This is a genomic window from Arthrobacter sp. Ms25 (assembly GCF_059090365.1).
The window spans coordinates 444,483-460,148 of the sequence record NZ_JBNHFP010000001.1; the positions used below are offsets into that span (position 1 = coordinate 444,483).

The following is a 15,666-nucleotide window of genomic DNA, read 5'->3' on the forward strand; positions in this document are numbered from 1 at the left end:
AATTTGAAGGAAGACCGTCCCGCCACCTATGCACCGGAAGGAACAGCACCATGAGCGGCACCGAGGAATCATTCGTGGTCGGATTGATCGGCGAAGGCATCACTGCTTCACTCACTCCTCCCATGCATGAGAGAGAAGCCGATCATCAAGGCCTTCGCTACATTTACCGGCCCATAGACCTCACCGTCCTGGGACGGCCGGGAACCGACGTCGGCGCGCTGCTGCGTGCCGGGCGGGACCTGGGCTTCAATGCCTTCAACGTTACGCACCCCTGCAAGCAATTGGTCCTGGCTGAACTGGATGCCGTGTCCGAGGACGCCGCCCGGCTGGGGGCCGTCAACACTGTCCTGATCCGCGACGGCAGGTTTATCGGCGACAACACCGACTTCTCCGGCTTCGGCGGAGCACTGGCCGACGGGCTTCCGGGTGCAGCCCTGAATTCCGTGGTCCAACTGGGTGTGGGCGGGGCCGGTGCGGCCGTGGCCTACGCCCTGCTTAAGGCAGGCACCGGACGGCTGACCCTGCTGGACCTGGATCCGCTGCGTGCCGCGGAACGTGCCGCTGCGCTGTCGGCGCTCTTCCCGGACCAGCGGATCACCGCCGGTACGCCGGCTGACCTTTCCGCCGTCCTGCCCGGGGCCGACGGCCTGGTCCACGCCACACCGGTCGGAATGCATTCCCATCCCGGCGTGGCCGTGGACCTGGACCTGCTCGACCCCTCCCAGTGGGTGGCCGACGTCGTGTACCGGCCGGTGGAGACCGAACTGATCCGCGGAGCCCGGGCACGGGGCTGCCGGGTGCTGGACGGCGGCCGGATGGCCGTGGGCCAGGCAGTGGACGCCTTCGAACTCATTACCGGCATCCGGCCCGATGCGGCACGGATGCTCGAGCACTTCCACGAACTGATCAGCCAGGGCCGCTGAAGGCCGGAACCGGAGCATCATGCGCACGTCAATTGCCACCGTCTGCCTGAGCGGGACCCTCGAGGAGAAAATGCGGGCCTGCGCCGATGCCGGTTTCGACGGCATCGAAATCTTCGAACCGGACCTCCTGGTCTCCCCGTCCAGCCCGGAGCAGATCCGCGCCCTGGCGGAGGAGCTGGGACTGTCCCTGGACCTGTACCAGCCGTTCCGCGACTTCGAGGGCGTGGAACCCCCCGAGCTGGAAGCCAACCTGGCCCGGGCCCGGGCCAAATTCGAGCTCATGAACCGGCTGGGCATCCGGACCATGCTGTTGTGCAGCAACGTGGGTACGGCGACGGTCGACGACGACGCAGTCGCAGCGGACCACCTGCGCCGGCTGGGGGAGCTGGCAGCCGGCTACGGGATCAAGGTCGCCTACGAAGCCCTCGCCTGGGGTCGCTTCGTGAATGACTTCGAGCATGCCCAGCGCATTGTGGACCTGGCCGACCACCCGCAGATCGGCACCTGCCTGGACAGCTTCCACATCCTCTCCCGCGGCTGGGATCCGGCCGCCATCGAAAAAATCCCGGCGGAGAAGATCTTCTTCGTCCAACTGGCCGACGCGCCGGAACTGTCCCTGGACGTCCTCTCCTGGAGTCGGCACTACCGGGTCTTCCCGGGCGAGGGTTCCTTCGACCTGGTGCGGTTCATGGCCCACCTGGTCCGCAGCGGCTATGACGGGCCCGTCTCCCTGGAGATCTTCAACGACGTGTTCCGGCAGACCGCCGAGGACCGCACCGCAGTAGACGCCATGCGCTCCCTGATCTGGCTGGAGGAACGTACGGCCTCCTACCTCACCCGGCACGACGGCGGCACGACCTATCCGATGTCCCTCGCGACCCTGCCGGGCGTAGCCGAGCCCACCGGGTTCAACTTCGCCGAGGTCAAGGCCGGGAGCCCGGACACGGTCTCCGAGCTTCTGTACCAGCTGGGGTTCACCTTCGCGGGCCGGCACCGGACCAAACCCGTGCAGCTGTGGACCTCCGGGACGGCGCGGGTGATCATCAACGGACAGCAGGCCGGCGGCATGGAACCGGGCATTTCGGCGCTGGGGCTGGATGTGCAGGACCCGCAGGCCGCAGCATCGCGCGCCGTGCAGCTGAAGGCCAGGCCGGTGGACCGGCGCAGCCAGGCGGACGAGCAGGTGCTCCAGGCCGTGTTCGCGCCGGACTCCACGGAGGTATTCCTCTGCGAAGCCACCGCCGACGGCACGGCCGCGTGGGCGGACGAGTTCGGACCTGCGGTGCAGGCAGGCGCGGAAGCACCCGCCGCCGATCCCGCGCCGCCGCTGATTTCGGCCATTGACCACATCAACCTGTCCCAGCCCTGGCAGCACTTCGATGAAGCCGTGCTCTTCTACGAATCCACGCTTTCGCTGAATCCCATTGCCTCACAGGAGGTTCCCAGTCCCATGGGGCTGGTCCGCAGCCAGGTGATGCGCAGCGCCGACGGTGCCGTCCGGCTGGCCTTGAACATTGCCCCGCTGGCCGTGGAATCGGAGCCGGGGGGTGCGGAGTATCCGCAGCATGTGGCCTTTACCTCCACCGATCTGGTTGCCACGGCCCGCCAGGCCGCCGAACGGGGGCTGCAGTTCCTGCCGGTGCCGGCCAACTACTACGAGGACCTCGCGGCGCGCCACCGGCTGGATCCGGCGTTCCTGGCCGAACTGCAGGACCTGAACCTGCTCTATGACCGCGACGGCGACGGCGAGTTCCTCCACTTCTATACAGGCACCGTGGGCAACGTGTTCTTCGAAGTTGTGGAGCGGCGCGGCGGCTACGAAGGGTACGGCGCCCCCAATGCGCCCGTGCGTCTGGCCTCCCAGTACCTCGCGTCCCGGGATCCGAAACGGGCGGCGGGTTAAGTGGAAACCGACTATTACGTGAAGTCGGTGGAGAAAGCCTTTGCCGTACTGGGCACCTTCACCCTGGACGTATCCGAACATACGGTCAGCACGGCCGCTGCGGCCGCGGGGATCAGCCGGGCCGCCGCCCGCCGGTTCCTCCTCACGCTCCGGGACCTCGGCTACCTGCACTCGGACGGGAACACCTTCCGGCTGGCCCCGCGAACCCTGGATATCGGGGCCTCGTTCCTGTCCCATCTTTCCCTGCCCTCTGTCGCCGAGCCGCATCTGAAGCAGCTCTCGTCCGACCTTGGCGAGACGACTTCCCTCTGCATCCTGGACGGGACCGACATTGTCTACGTTTCGAGGATTACCTCTCCGCGGCTGGTGCGGGTTGCCGTGAATGTAGGGACACGGTTTCCGGCCTGGGCCACGTCGATGGGCAGGGTCCTGCTGGCGGCCCAGCCGGATGCGGAGCGGGAAGCCTATTTCAGCGCCGTTGAGCTGCTGCCCTACACCGCCCATACCGTCCGCACCGTGGAGGACCTCCGTAACGCGGTGCACCGGGCCGGCGAGCGGGGCTGGTCGCGGGTGGCGGATGAGCTGGAGGACGGACTGCGGGGCGTGGCCGTCCCGGTCCGGCGCGGCGACGGCACAGTGGTAGCGGCCGCCAATGTGTCGCTGCAGCTGCACAGTTCCGAGCACGTGGAGGAGACCGTGATTCCGCCGCTGCGCGCCGCCGCGGACCGGATAGGCCGGGACCTGGGTTAGTCGGTGTACTCGCTGGCCTTGTAAATGCTCAGGCCCAGTGCGGCGGCAACCTGCGCTACGGCCCGCTGCGCCTTGACGCTGTTGCCGACCTCGTCCAGCGGCGGCGCGAACGCGGCGAGTGCCAGTTTCCCGGGCATGACGGCAAGGACGCCCCCGCCCACCCCGGACTTGGCGGGCAACCCGACCCGGTAGGCCCAGTCGCCGGAGGCGGTATACATCCCCTCCATGGTCATTTCCGCGAGTATGGCCGGAACGAACGCCGCCTGCACCACCCGGTCGCCGCTCAGGGGATTGATTCCCTTGTTGGCGATGGTCGCTCCCATGGCGGCCAGGTCCCGTGCCGTGACGAGGGTGGAACATTGCCGGGTGTATACGTCGCAGGCTTCCATCGGATCCGAGTACATGGTGCCGCCCGAATACAGCAGCCAGGCAATGGCCCGGTTGTGGAAGTTGGTGGACTGCTCGGAGTCATTGACCTCGTCGCTCAGGCTGATCCGCCGGCCCGCGAAGGCACTCTGGACCTGCAGGATCGCCTCCCACTTGTCCTCGGCGTTATCGCCGGGAATCAGGGAAACCGTGGACATGGCCCCGGCGTTGACCAGCGGCGACACCGGAGTGTTGCCATGCAGCGCCACCGAGATCACCGAGTTGAACGGTTCCCCGGTAGGGTCCGCTCCGACCTTTTCCTGGAAGGTTTCCAGTCCCACCTGCTCCATCGCCCAGGCCATGGAGAACACCTTGGAAATGGACTCCAGGGCGAACTCAAAGCCGGTGTCACCGGCTTCGAACAACTCTCCGTCGGCGGTCATGGCGCATACCCCGAACAGGTCCGGGTTTACCGATGCCAGGTAGGGGATATAGTCGGCGTTTTTCCCCTCCGAATCGTTCCGATGGTCCGCATAGGCCGTCCGCACGGCAGCGTCAATCGCGGAAGTCTCGAGTCTCATACGGCCGAGCTCCCGCCGCTTCGTCCCTTGCCACGGCGGCGGCCCGACGGCGCCGCCGGAACCGGGGCCTGCGCCGCGGCTGCAGGTTCCCCCTGCCCGCCGCCGTCGTCGTCCCCGTCCTGCGAATAGGTCAGCGGGGACCCGGAGGATTCGGCTTCCCGGGTCAGCTGCTGGGTGGAAATGCTGGACTCGGTGACCATCCCCGGATGCGTATGTTCTATCTGCCAGGTGAACGGAACAAATTCGCTGGCCCGGTCCCGCCAGTGCGGTTTGCGGAAGGCATAGATGACGAACGGCAGGATCACCATCACCACCGCGCCGCCCACGAGGATGCCCACGTAGACTGCCGGGGATCCCACCGAGATCTGGTCCGGCGGGATGAAGCTGAAGGCGAAGGCCATCAGCGAACCGAGGAACCCCACCCCGCCGATGATCCACATTCCGACGTCGCCGCCGGGCACCCGGTAGGGCCGGGGACGGTTGGGCTGGCTGTAGCGCAGGTAAATCGCGGCGGCGAACATCAGCATGTACATGATGAGGTACAGGATCACCGTCAGCTGGCTCAGGATCTGGTAGGCGGCCTGCACCGAGGGCAGCACCACGTAGGTCAGCCCCAGCGCGGTGACCATGAAGGCCTGGAAGAACAGGATGTGGGTTCCCATTCCGTTCTTGTTCGTGTGCTGCCAGAAGCGGGGCAGGTACCCGGCCTTCGCCACGGCGAGCATGCCGGTGGACGGCCCGGCCACCCAGGTCACCACGCCTGCAAGCACGCCGATCAGCAGCATGAAGGCGACTATGGGACCCGCCCAGCCAATGCCGGCCCACTCGAACATGTCATTGTAGGAGGTCAGCAGGCTCTGCGTGAGGTTGATGTCGGCCTGCGGCACTACGAACGCGATGGCCAGCGTTCCCAGCACAAAGATGAGTACGGTTCCTGCCGCAGCGGTCAGCACGGCTATCGGATAATCGCGGGTGGGGTTCTTGACCTCCTTCACGTGGATGGCGTTCATTTCCATGCCGGCGTAGAAGAGGAAGATCGACGCCGCGAGCACCACGTTGGAGAAGTTGCCGAAGTCGGGGATGAGTTCGCCCCACCCCATCTGGATCTGCGGGGTATTACCGGCGAAGAAATAGGCGAAGCCCAGCACAATCAGGATGGCCGCCGGGATGATCGTGCCGATGATGCCGCCCCACTGGCTCACCCGCGAAAAGGCCTTCGCGCCGCGGAAGGCAATGAACGTGGCCAGCCAGTACACCACCAGGACCACAGCCAGGACGAAAAGCTTGTTGCCCGCCAGCTGCGAGTCCAGGTTCTGGTTCTCCCCGGTGTAGGCCAGGGAAACCGCGCCGAACGTCAGCACGGTGGGGAACCAGATAGTGACCTCGATGAAGAGCATGAACATGGCCAGGAACGCCCAGCGGGGTCCGAAGGCCTCGCCTACCCAGCGGAACACCCCTCCCGTTTCCGGCCAGCCGGTGGCCAGCTCTGCAGCCACGATGGAAACCGGAACGAGGAAGACGACGGCGGCCAGGACGTAGTAGAAAATGGAACTCAGGCCGTACTCCGCCTCCGACGGAAGTCCCCGGAGGCTGACCACCGCCACAATGTTCATCACCGCCAGGGCGCCGATGGTGATGGAGGCATTCTGCTTCGACTTGGCCCGCTGCTGATCTGCGGCGGAAGATGCTGCCTTCGAATCGCTCATTCAGCCCACCTCCTCGATTAGTGATGGAATCCGGGATGCTCCGACTCACGGGGCATAGGAGCGCTCAGCTGTTCCAGGTACGTGGTTTCGCGGCGGATATCCGCGACCAGCCTGTCCGCCAGGTCCATGCTGAGCCCGTTGCGGACCACAATCCGTTCCACCGTCAGGTTGGAAAGGTTGTCCGGCAGGGGATAGGCGGGCACGAGCCATCCCCTGGTCCGGAGCCGGTCCGCCAGGTCGTATAGGTTCCACTTGTCGGTGTGCCCTTCTTTCAACCGCCAGGCGAACACCGGAATATCGGAGCCGTCGTTCCATAGTTCAAACGGCCCCAGTTCGGCGATGGAGCTGGACAGATGCAGCGCCACATTCTGCGAGGACTGCTGGATCCGGGCGTAGCCGTCCCGGCCCAGGCGGAGGAACAAGTAGAACTGCAGGACCACCTGCGCACCGGGTCGTGAGAAGTTCAGCGCGAACGTGGGCATGTCGCCGCCAAGGTAGCTGACGTAGAAGATCAGGTCTTCCGGAAGCCACTGCCGCTCCCGCCACACCACCCAGCCCAGGCCCGGGTAGACCAGCCCGTACTTGTGCCCGGAGGTGCTGATCGAGTGGACGCGTTCCAGCCGGAAGTCCCACTCCAGATCCTGCTGGATGAACGGAGCGATCATGGCGCCGGACGCTCCGTCGACATGGATGGGGATGTCCAGGCCGGTGGAGGACTGGATTTCATCGAGCTTGGCGGCGATCTGCTGTACCGGCTCGTACATGCCGGTGTAGGTCACCCCCATGATGGCCACGACGCCGATGGTGTTCTCATCGACGTAGTTCTCCAGCTCGAAGCCGTCGAGGCATTTGTGCTCTTCACTGATGGGTACCAGCCGCGGCTCCACGTCGAAGTAGTTGCAGAACTTCTCCCAGCACACCTGCACGGCTGAACTCATCACCAGGTTAGGCTTGTCCGCCGGTTTTCCCTCGCTGCGGCGGCGGTGCTGCCAGAGCCGCTTGAACGCGAGTCCGCCGAGCATGCAGGCTTCGGAGGAACCGACGGTCGAGGTGCCGATGGCGTTCTCCGGGGAGGGGGAATGCCACAGATCGGCGAGGATCCGCCAGCAGTTCTGCTCAATCTGCGCAGTCTGCGGATATTCGTCCTTGTCGATCATGTTCTTGTCGAACGTCTCGCTGTAGAGCCGGTTCGCGTGGTCATCCATCCAGGTGCTGACGAAGGTCGCCAGGTTCAACCGGGCGTTGCCGTCCAGCATGGTTTCGTCGTGGACAATCTGGTATGCCGTTTCCGGCAGCATTTCACTGTCATTCAACCGGAACTTAGGGGCGGCCGTCGCCTCGCCCGGCCGGGCAAAAAGTGGATTGACGGAAAGCGAATCAGGATTATTCTGCGCCATTTTGGAAGCCTCTCATCGACGGTGTGCCTACCGGCATCAGGCCGTAGTGAACGGCGGTAGGCACCTCACAGGGCTGCGCGCAAAAAACTATACGCGGGCCGAAAATCCGATACTAGGTTTCGCCCCGGCCTGCGCGGCTCAGGGCCCAAAGTGGCTGTAAAGACAGTGCCCGTCCGCGGTTTTTGCGGTTTTTCATTGAGGCTCAGCCCGTGCCGGACGTACCCTTGCCGCACCGCTGATTCCTACCCTGTACCCGCACCCCAACGGCTGCCGGGACGGGCAGGAGAGAAGGAGATTCCCATGGCTTCACTTGCACGGCGCGAGCGTTTCGAACTGCCGGACCAGGTCCGCAGGTTCTTCGAGGGGGACTGGGAGGTTCCGGCATTCCCCGTCGAGGAGTACCAGGACGGCTCGGACATGGTGGTCCGGGCCGAACTGCCAAACCTCAACCCCGAACAGGACCTGGATGTCACTGTCAGCGACGGGGTCCTGCACATCAAGGGGGAGCGGAAGGAACACACCGAGCACAAGGGACGGCACGGATACCGTTCCGAGTTCCATTACGGCTCCTTCACCCGCGATATAGCGCTGCCCTCCGGCGCAAGCCAGGACAACGTCACGGCCACGTACAACGACGGCGTCCTGGAGATCCGCGTGCCGGTCCCCGAGTCCGGCCCCTCGTCCACCAAGGTTCCCGTCTCGCGGGGCTAGATCCGGCCCCTAAGTCCGGGCCGGGAGATCAAGGGCACATTCACCACTTTGGCCAGTACCTGCCTGAGCGCATACGATCAATCTGGCGCAGAGCGGGTGTCGGCACTTCAACACGTGTCGAGACAGGACCCGCGGCGCGGATTCTTTCACTCGTCTTTAGTTAGGGTATGTGGTGGACCTCACCCTCATGGTCGCGCTGGTGATCGCGCTGGCATTATTCTTCGACTTCACCAACGGTTTTCATGACACTGCCAACGCGATGGCAACCCCCATCGCCACCGGTGCCATCAAACCGAAAACCGCCGTCGCCCTGGCGGCTGTCCTGAACCTGGTAGGTGCCTTCCTTTCCACGGAGGTCGCCAAGACCATCTCCGGCGGACTCATCAAGGAGGGCGAGGGCGGGATCCAGATCACGCCGGTGATGATCTTCGCCGGTCTGATGGGTGCGGTCATCTGGAACCTGATCACCTGGCTGAAGGGGCTGCCGAGCAGCTCCTCCCACGCCCTTTTCGGCGGCCTGATCGGCGCGGCGATTGTCGGCGCCGGATTCGGTTCCGTGGACTACTCGGTGCTCCTTTCCAAGGTGATCCTGCCGGCGCTGATCGCACCGTGCATCGCCGGCTTCGTGGCCTACCTTGCCACTAAGCTGGCCTACCGGATCACCCGCCGTCACGATCCGGACTCGGGCAACAAGCTGCCCCGCAAGCGCGGCGGTTTCCGTTACGCACAGATCTTCTCCTCCTCCCTCGTGGCGCTGGCACACGGCACCAACGACGCCCAGAAAACCATGGGTGTCATCACTCTGGTCCTGGTTGCCGGCAACCTGCAGGAGTCCGGAACGGGCCCCGTCTTCTGGGTGGTTGCTGCCTGCGCCATCGCCATTGCTGCCGGCACCTACGCCGGCGGATGGCGCATCATCCGAACCATGGGCAGCGGCCTGACCGAGGTCAAGCCCGCCCAGGGCTTCGCCGCCGAAACCAGCACGGCCGCAGCAATCCTTGCCTCGTCCCACCTGGGCTTCGCCCTCTCCACCACGCAGGTCGCTTCGGGTTCCGTCATCGGTTCGGGCCTGGGCCGCAAGGGCGCGGAGGTCCGCTGGGGCACTGCCGGCAAGGTCGCCAGCGGCTGGCTCCTGACCCTTCCCGCTGCGGCCCTGATGGGCGCCGTCGCGGCATTCATCGCCTCCCTGGGCACCGCGGGCGTGATTGTGGTTGCCGTTGCCGGCACCCTTGCCATCGTGGGTATGTTCCTGTGGTCCCGCCGCAGCCCCGTGACCCACGACAACGCGGTCAGCGGCATTGAAAATGCCGGTGAAGTTGTCCGCATCAAAAAGCGGCGCGGCAAGAACGGGAAGAACGGCAAGAACGGCAAGTCGGGCAAGAACAGTAAGAACGGCGCTGTCGCCGCAAAGGTCAAGGAAGGTTCCAAATGAACATCCATTGGATGGATTACCTTACGGTCTTCGGCGTCACCCTGGCGGCCGCATTGACCGTGGTCTGCGTCTATTCGTTCGGGGTACGCCTCTACGCGGTCTCGCTGGATGCCGAAACCGGTTCCACCCCGCGCAACCGTGTCGCCCTGGCGAAGGCCGGTGCCTTCGCTTGCTTCGCCCTCAGCGCCGCAGCGGTGCTGTTCGGTATCTACCTGATCGTTCCTGCCCTGCACAGCTAGGGTAGGCAAAAGGCCCCGGGACCGTTGCTGGTCCCGGGGCCTTTTGGCGTTGGCTGCTAGTTCTGCGACGCCGTTTCCGGCGCGTAGAACGGGTAGTCCGTGTAGCCCTCGGGCCCGAACGAGTAGAACGTGGTGGCGTCCGGAGTGTTCAGCGGCAGGTCTTCCTGCCACCGGCGCACCAGGTCCGGGTTGGCGATGGCGGGACGGCCGACGACGACGGCGTCCGCCAGTCCGTCTTCCATGATCGCCAGGGCTTCCTCACGGGTGGTGAGGGGACCGAAGCCGGTGTTGACCAGGACCTTTCCGCCGAAACGGGTGCGCAGGGCCTGCACCAGCTCACCGGCGGGATCGCGGTGCAGGATGCTCAGGTACGCGAGGCCGAGCGGGGCTACTGCATCCAGCAGGGCGCCGTACGTGGCCAGAACATCCTCCGGGTCCATTTCCAGTGCGCCTTGGACGTTGTGCTCGGGCGAGATCCGCAGGCCAACCCGGTCTGCACCGATTTCGGCGGCCACGGCAGTGAGCGTTTCAATGACGAACCGGGCACGGTTCTCGGGGCTTCCGCCGTAGCTGTCGGTCCGCTGGTTTGCCGCGGGGGACAGGAATTCGTGCAGGAGGTACCCGTTTGCGCCGTGCAGTTCCACGCCGTCGAACCCCGCGTCCACAGCGGCACGGGAGCCGCGTACGAAGTCAGCGGTCACGGAGGCCAGTTCCTCGGTTTCCAGCGCCCGCGGCACCGTGTACGTCTGCTTGCCGTCGTAGGTGTGGGACATGCCGTCCACAGCGATGGCGCTCGGGGCCACCAGGTCCACGCCGCCGTTGATGTTCGGGTGGGTTACCCGGCCCGCATGCATGACCTGAGCGACGATCCGGCCGCCGGCCTCATGCACGGCGTCGGTGACGCGCCGCCAGCCGTCCAGCTGCTCCGGGTCCACCAGCCCGGGCTGGCCGGGGAAGCCCTGCCCTTCACGGCTGGGATACGTACCTTCGCTGACGATCAGGCCAAGCGAAGCGCGCTGGCTGTAGTGCTCGACCATCATGGGGCCCGGGATGCCCTCACGTCCGGCGCGCTGGCGGGTCAGCGGGGCCATTACGAGGCGGTTGGACAGTTCAAGGCTGCCCGCGGTCATGGGGGAAAACAGGTTCACTAAGTAACTCTTCCTATAGATCGCCGCTGCCTGCGCCTGCGAAGGCAGCGGCTGCAGCGGCAGAGTGGTTCCATAGGCGGCAACCCGGTGCCTCAGTTGCCTATTCCGTCGGCTGCGCCGAGTGTGGCGCAGCCCATACCTCCGCCCCGTCCGGATGGCTACGATGGCGGAATGGTGCGCACTGTGTACTACGCCTCGGTTTCCCTAGACGGCTTCACGGCCGACGACGACGCCGGACAGGGGCCAAACAGTCGGTTCCGCGTGGCCGAATCACCGGTAAACGCAGGAGCCGTGGTGATGGGGGCTGGAACCTATGCCCGGCTGCAGCGGCAGCTGGGGGAGGGCGGCGCCTGGGACTGTCCGCCCGGGCCTATCTGGGTCTACACGCATCACGAGTTTCCCGGCGTCCCGGGTGCGGACATCATGTTCCTGCGGGGTCCGGTGGGGGAGTTCGCGGATGATATTTCGGACTCGGCCGACGGGGGGGACGTATGGCTGCGCGGCGCGGACCTGGCTGGCCAGTACCTGCATCACGGGCTGCTGGATGAGCTGCGCCTGGTGGTGCATCCGGTCCTGTTGGGCCGCGGGCGTCCGCTTTTGCCCCTGGCGGCGGAGCGGCCTGCGCTGCTGCTCAGCTCCCGCCAGTCCGCGGACGGCAGCGTTCGGCTTTGCTACGGTCTCGGTGCACGGGGGGCACCCTAGGAAGCGGGACTTTGTTGACCTGTGCTGTGTAGCGGCGGACTGGGGCCGGACTGGGCGCTCCCGCCCTCGGGGCTGTTCCTCATTGCCCCCTTCGTCCGGGTTCTGCCTTTTACCTCCTCTGCCTTCCGTACAGCAGACGCTGCCGCCAGCCAGCTTCTGTGCAGTAGATGCGTCCCGCACTCCGCCTTCCGTACAACAGATGCTGTCTGACGCACCGCCAATGCGCATCAGCTGTACAGAAGACGATCTCTGCAGCGCATCAGCTGTACAGAAGACGGGCGTGCCGCCGGATCGCACAGGCTGTCCCATACAGTGCGGCTGGTGTGACTGCTGTTGTCCCACCAGGCACAGAGGCACCACTCGGCGGGAAGCTGTGCGGCCCGCAGGTCAGAGGCCTGATAGGAAGCGTCACAGACGCCGCGTTCCGGCCGCGCCGGTTAGCGGGAGTCGCGGATCATGTTCGTGATGCGGGCGGTGGACAGCCTGCGGCCTTCCTCATCGGTCATGACCACTTCGTGCGTGGTGAGGGTGTTGCCCAGATGCACGGCGGTGGCCGTTCCCGTGACCAGCCCGGAGGACGCGGACCGGTGATGCGTTGCGCCGATTTCAATTCCAACTGCATGCCGCCCCGGCCCGGCATGGATCCCCGCGCCGAAGGAACCGAGCGTCTCGGCAAGGACCAGGTGCGCGCCGCCGTGCAGGATGCCCGCCACTTGTTCGTTGCCCTCCACCGGCATGGTGGCGACGAGCCGCTCAGCCGACATCTCGAGGAAACGGATGCCCATCTTGGCCACCAACCGCCCGACACCGTGCGCGGACAGCCAGTCGTGCATCTCCTCCGGCACACCGGCGTCGATAAGTTCCTGCTTGTGGGGGTTGGTGTCCGCCTCGTGGCCGGCAGCGCCCGGCGTGAAAATCTCGCTCATGGCAACTAGGCTTGCATTTGTGAGTGAATCTACCAAACTGGCCACGACCCCCCTGAGCAGCACCAATAACGGCACCACGGAAGACGACAGCAAGAGCAGCGCCGGCAACGCCCCGGCTGCCGGCGGCACCCCCGGCACATCAGCTGCTTCGCTGGGAACCGTGAATGCCGGGGGACACAACCGGCTGCTGGTGATTGACGGCCACTCCATGGCCTTCCGGGCCTTCTACGCGCTCCCGGCGGAGAACTTCTCGACCGATACCGGCCAGCACACCAACGCCGTCTACGGCTTCACCTCCATGCTGATCAACCTGATCAAGGAGGAGAAGCCCACTCACGTCGCCGTCGCGTTCGACCTCGATACCCCGACGTTCCGCTCGGAGGAATACACCGAGTACAAGGGCGGGCGGAACAAGACCCCCGAGGAGTTCCACGGCCAGATCGACCTGATCATCAAGGTGATGGAAGCCATGCGCATTCCCACCCTGTCGATGGACGGGTACGAAGCGGACGACATCCTCGCCACCCTGGCGGAAAAGGCATCCGCCCTCAACTGGGACGTCATGGTCGTCTCGGGTGACCGGGATGCCTTCCAGCTGGTGGATGACCATGTCACCGTGTTCTACCCCAAGAAGGGCGTGTCCGACCTGCCGCGCATGGACGCCGCAGCCGTGGAAGCCAAGTACCTCGTTCCCCCGGACAAGTACTCCGACCTCGCCGCCCTGGTGGGCGAGAGCGCCGACAACCTGCCCGGCGTACCCGGCGTCGGACCCAAGACCGCCGCGAAGTGGATCAAGCTCTACGGCGGCCTCGAAGGCATCCTCGAAAACCTGGACTCCATCAAGGGCAAGGTGGGCGACTCCCTGCGCGAGAACATTGAGGACGTCAAGCGGAACCGCCGCCTGAACCGGCTGCTGCGGGACCTGGACCTGCCGGTGGACCTGGACGCCATGGCCGCCCGCCGCCCGGACCGGGAGGCGATTGAGGAACTCTTCGACGCACTGCAGTTCAACGCCCTGCGCAAGCGGCTCTTCGACGTTTACGGGGAAGATGAGGGCGAGGGTGCCGAGCATGCAGAAGTAGAGGCCCCTGAACACAGCATCATCACGGCCGCCGCGGACCTGGACGGCTGGTTCCGCGCCGCCAACCAGGCGCGCACCGCCGTGCAGTTGGTGACGGAGGGCACCGCCGGGGCGAGCGACGTCGTCGGTATTGCCTTGGTGACGGATGCCTCGGCGGCCTACGTGCCGCTCACGGAGCTCGACGCCGAGGCCGAGCAGGTCCTCGCGGCCTGGCTGGCGGACCGGGATGCGCCCAAGGTGGTGCACGATTTCAAGGAGGCCTACAAGGCGTTGTCCGCCCGCGGGCTGCACCTGGCCGGCGAAGTCGATGACACTGCCATTTCCGGTTACCTGATCCAGCCGGACCGGCGCAGCTACGAGCTGGCGGACCTGGCGCAGTACCACCTGAAGATGAACATTGTCCCGGCCGCGGCAGCCAGCAACCAGCTGGAACTGTCCCTCGGCGATGAAGATGCGGCCACCCCCGCCGTGTCCAAGGCCTTCGCAGCGCTGCGGCTGAGCGAGCACTTCGCCGGCCAGCTGGTGGAGCGCGGCGCCAACCAGCTCCTCGGCGGGCTGGAGCTGCCCTTGTCCGAGGTCCTAGCCGAGATGGAACTGGCCGGCATCGCCGTATCCGGGGAGAAACTGGACCGGCTGCTGGACGATTTCAGTGCCACCATCACCCACGCCAGCGACGAAGCCTTCCGCATCATCGGCAAGGAGATCAACCTCGGTTCCCCGAAGCAGCTGCAGGCCGTCCTTTTCGACGAACTCGGCCTGCCGAAGACCAAGAAGATCAAGACGGGCTACTCCACCGACGCGGACGCCCTGACGGACCTGATCGTCAAGACCGGACACCCGTTCCTGGAACAGCTGCTGGCGTTCCGCGACGCCTCCAAGCTGCGCTCCACCGTGGAGGGCCTGCGCAAGGCCGTGGCCGATGACGGCCGCATCCACACCACGTATGCACAGACCGTCGCCGCCACCGGCCGGCTGTCCTCCATCAACCCGAACCTGCAGAACATCCCGATCCGCTCCGAAGAAGGCCGCCGGATCCGGGAGGTCTTCGTGGTGGGCGAGAGCTACGAGGAACTGCTCACGGCCGACTATTCGCAGATTGAAATGCGGATCATGGCGCACCTCTCCGGGGACGAGGGGCTGATCTCCGCCTTCCGCGAAGGCGAGGACCTGCACCGCTTCGTCGGTTCCCACGTGTTCAACGTGGCTCCCGAAGAGGTCACCAGCGCCATGCGCTCCAAGGTCAAGGCCATGTCCTACGGGCTGGTCTACGGGTTGAGCTCCTTCGGGCTGTCCAAGCAGCTGGCCATCCCGGTCGATGAAGCACGGACCCTGATCCGCGACTACTTCGAGCGGTTCGGTGCCGTGCGCGACTACCTGCGCGGCGTCGTCGAGCAGGCCCGCAAGGACGGCTTCACCTCCACCATCGAGGGCCGGCGCCGCTACCTGCCGGACCTGTCCAGCGACAACCGGCAGCTGCGGGAAATGGCCGAGCGTGCGGCCTTGAATGCACCGATCCAGGGCTCCGCGGCGGACATCATCAAGAAGGCGATGCTCGGGGTGGACGCGGAGCTGAAGGCACAGGGCCTGAAATCCCGGATGCTCCTGCAGGTCCATGATGAACTGGTCCTCGAAGTGGCCCCGGGCGAGCGGGACGCGGTGGAAAAGCTGGTGCGGGCCCAGATGGGCTCGGCCGCGGACCTGTCCGTGCCGTTGGATGTTTCGGTGGGCCAGGGCATCAGCTGGCACGAGGCCGGGCACTAAGTTCACCGCTGCTGAAAACCTCAGCCGGAAACCAAGGGGG

At 65.6% G+C, this 15,666-nt stretch carries 13 protein-coding genes; 8 read left to right on the top strand and 5 right to left on the bottom strand.

Translation table 11 applies throughout. The features are described 5' to 3' along the window. The first annotated feature begins 50 nt into the window (after positions 1 to 50). The 3 genes from AC5RT8_RS02085 to AC5RT8_RS02095 are packed head-to-tail and all read left to right on the top strand — an operon-like array spanning position 51 to position 3,576. Positions 51 to 923 carry a shikimate dehydrogenase gene (locus AC5RT8_RS02085; protein ID WP_494094044.1) on the top strand — a complete coding sequence of 291 codons (873 nt, stop codon included), beginning with the start codon at positions 51 to 53 and terminating at the stop codon, positions 921 to 923. 19 nt (positions 924 to 942) lie between these two features. After that, positions 943 to 2,826: a bifunctional sugar phosphate isomerase/epimerase/4-hydroxyphenylpyruvate dioxygenase family protein gene (locus AC5RT8_RS02090; RefSeq protein ID WP_494094045.1), complete on the top strand. Its 1,884-nt coding sequence runs from the start codon at positions 943 to 945 to the stop codon at positions 2,824 to 2,826. Then, entirely contained in the window at positions 2,827 to 3,576 is a 750-nt protein-coding gene (locus AC5RT8_RS02095) for an IclR family transcriptional regulator domain-containing protein (protein ID WP_494094046.1), read from the top strand. On the opposite strand, the gene glsA is transcribed toward AC5RT8_RS02095, so the two are convergent. Genes glsA through gad form a run of 3 tightly spaced genes read right to left on the bottom strand, consistent with a single transcriptional unit; the run spans position 3,573 to position 7,626 of the window. After that, positions 3,573 to 4,523 carry a glutaminase A gene (gene glsA, locus AC5RT8_RS02100; RefSeq protein WP_494094047.1) on the bottom strand — a complete coding sequence of 317 codons (951 nt, stop codon included), beginning with the start codon at positions 4,521 to 4,523 and terminating at the stop codon, positions 3,573 to 3,575. The two genes, AC5RT8_RS02095 and glsA, sit on opposite strands and share 4 nt — an antisense overlap. Continuing rightward, a complete protein-coding gene (gene gadC / locus AC5RT8_RS02105; RefSeq protein WP_494094048.1) occupies positions 4,520 to 6,229 on the bottom strand; it encodes a glutamine/gamma-aminobutyrate antiporter GadC in 1,710 nt (569 codons plus the stop codon). The genes glsA and gadC overlap by 4 nt, the downstream gene beginning before the upstream one ends. A gap of 17 nt (positions 6,230 to 6,246) precedes the next feature. Beyond that, on the bottom strand, positions 6,247 to 7,626 hold the full coding sequence (gene gad, locus AC5RT8_RS02110) for a glutamate decarboxylase (protein WP_494094049.1): 1,380 nt from the start codon (positions 7,624 to 7,626) through the stop codon (positions 6,247 to 6,249). Between the two features lie 300 nt (positions 7,627 to 7,926). On the opposite strand from gad, the gene AC5RT8_RS02115 reads away from it, so the two are divergent. From AC5RT8_RS02115 to AC5RT8_RS02125, 3 genes are all read left to right on the top strand, one after another. Beyond that, complete coding sequence (locus AC5RT8_RS02115; protein WP_494094050.1) at positions 7,927 to 8,337, top strand: Hsp20/alpha crystallin family protein; 411 nt, start codon at positions 7,927 to 7,929, stop codon at positions 8,335 to 8,337. Positions 8,338 to 8,509: 172 nt separating this feature from the next. After that, positions 8,510 to 9,769 (top strand): inorganic phosphate transporter, encoded by a 1,260-nt coding sequence (locus tag AC5RT8_RS02120; protein WP_494094051.1) that lies wholly within the window; start codon positions 8,510 to 8,512, stop codon positions 9,767 to 9,769. Beyond that, complete coding sequence (locus AC5RT8_RS02125; protein ID WP_494094052.1) at positions 9,766 to 10,008, top strand: hypothetical protein; 243 nt, start codon at positions 9,766 to 9,768, stop codon at positions 10,006 to 10,008. Before AC5RT8_RS02120 ends, AC5RT8_RS02125 begins: the two co-directional genes overlap by 4 nt. Before the next feature lie 56 nt (positions 10,009 to 10,064). Here the strand turns inward: AC5RT8_RS02125 and AC5RT8_RS02130 are convergent, their stop codons facing one another. Then, positions 10,065 to 11,138: an alkene reductase gene (locus AC5RT8_RS02130; RefSeq protein WP_494094516.1), complete on the bottom strand. Its 1,074-nt coding sequence runs from the start codon at positions 11,136 to 11,138 to the stop codon at positions 10,065 to 10,067. A 189-nt stretch (positions 11,139 to 11,327) separates the two neighbouring features. Between AC5RT8_RS02130 and AC5RT8_RS02135 the strand changes: the two genes are divergently transcribed. Beyond that, positions 11,328 to 11,858 carry a dihydrofolate reductase family protein gene (locus AC5RT8_RS02135; RefSeq protein ID WP_494094053.1) on the top strand — a complete coding sequence of 177 codons (531 nt, stop codon included), beginning with the start codon at positions 11,328 to 11,330 and terminating at the stop codon, positions 11,856 to 11,858. Positions 11,859 to 12,295: 437 nt separating this feature from the next. On the opposite strand, the gene AC5RT8_RS02140 is transcribed toward AC5RT8_RS02135, so the two are convergent. After that, entirely contained in the window at positions 12,296 to 12,784 is a 489-nt protein-coding gene (locus tag AC5RT8_RS02140; RefSeq protein ID WP_494094054.1) for a hotdog fold thioesterase, read from the bottom strand. A gap of 208 nt (positions 12,785 to 12,992) precedes the next feature. Here AC5RT8_RS02140 and polA point away from each other — a divergent pair, with 208 nt between their 5' ends. Continuing rightward, positions 12,993 to 15,626 (top strand): DNA polymerase I, encoded by a 2,634-nt coding sequence (gene polA / locus AC5RT8_RS02145; RefSeq protein WP_494094517.1) that lies wholly within the window; start codon positions 12,993 to 12,995, stop codon positions 15,624 to 15,626. Positions 15,627 to 15,666: the final 40 nt, after the last annotated feature.

Coding starts and splice junctions, on each gene's coding strand:
- AC5RT8_RS02085 (WP_494094044.1), top strand. CDS start 51: ATGAGCGGCACCGAGGAATCATTCGTGGTCGGATTGATCGGCGAAGGC.
- AC5RT8_RS02090 (WP_494094045.1), top strand. CDS start 943: ATGCGCACGTCAATTGCCACCGTCTGCCTGAGCGGGACCCTCGAGGAG.
- glsA (WP_494094047.1), bottom strand. CDS start 4,523: ATGAGACTCGAGACTTCCGCGATTGACGCTGCCGTGCGGACGGCCTAT.
- gadC (WP_494094048.1), bottom strand. CDS start 6,229: ATGAGCGATTCGAAGGCAGCATCTTCCGCCGCAGATCAGCAGCGGGCC.
- gad (WP_494094049.1), bottom strand. CDS start 7,626: ATGGCGCAGAATAATCCTGATTCGCTTTCCGTCAATCCACTTTTTGCC.
- AC5RT8_RS02115 (WP_494094050.1), top strand. CDS start 7,927: ATGGCTTCACTTGCACGGCGCGAGCGTTTCGAACTGCCGGACCAGGTC.
- AC5RT8_RS02125 (WP_494094052.1), top strand. CDS start 9,766: ATGAACATCCATTGGATGGATTACCTTACGGTCTTCGGCGTCACCCTG.
- AC5RT8_RS02130 (WP_494094516.1), bottom strand. CDS start 11,138: ATGACCGCGGGCAGCCTTGAACTGTCCAACCGCCTCGTAATGGCCCCG.
- AC5RT8_RS02135 (WP_494094053.1), top strand. CDS start 11,328: ATGGTGCGCACTGTGTACTACGCCTCGGTTTCCCTAGACGGCTTCACG.
- AC5RT8_RS02140 (WP_494094054.1), bottom strand. CDS start 12,784: ATGAGCGAGATTTTCACGCCGGGCGCTGCCGGCCACGAGGCGGACACC.
- polA (WP_494094517.1), top strand. CDS start 12,993: ATGGCCTTCCGGGCCTTCTACGCGCTCCCGGCGGAGAACTTCTCGACC.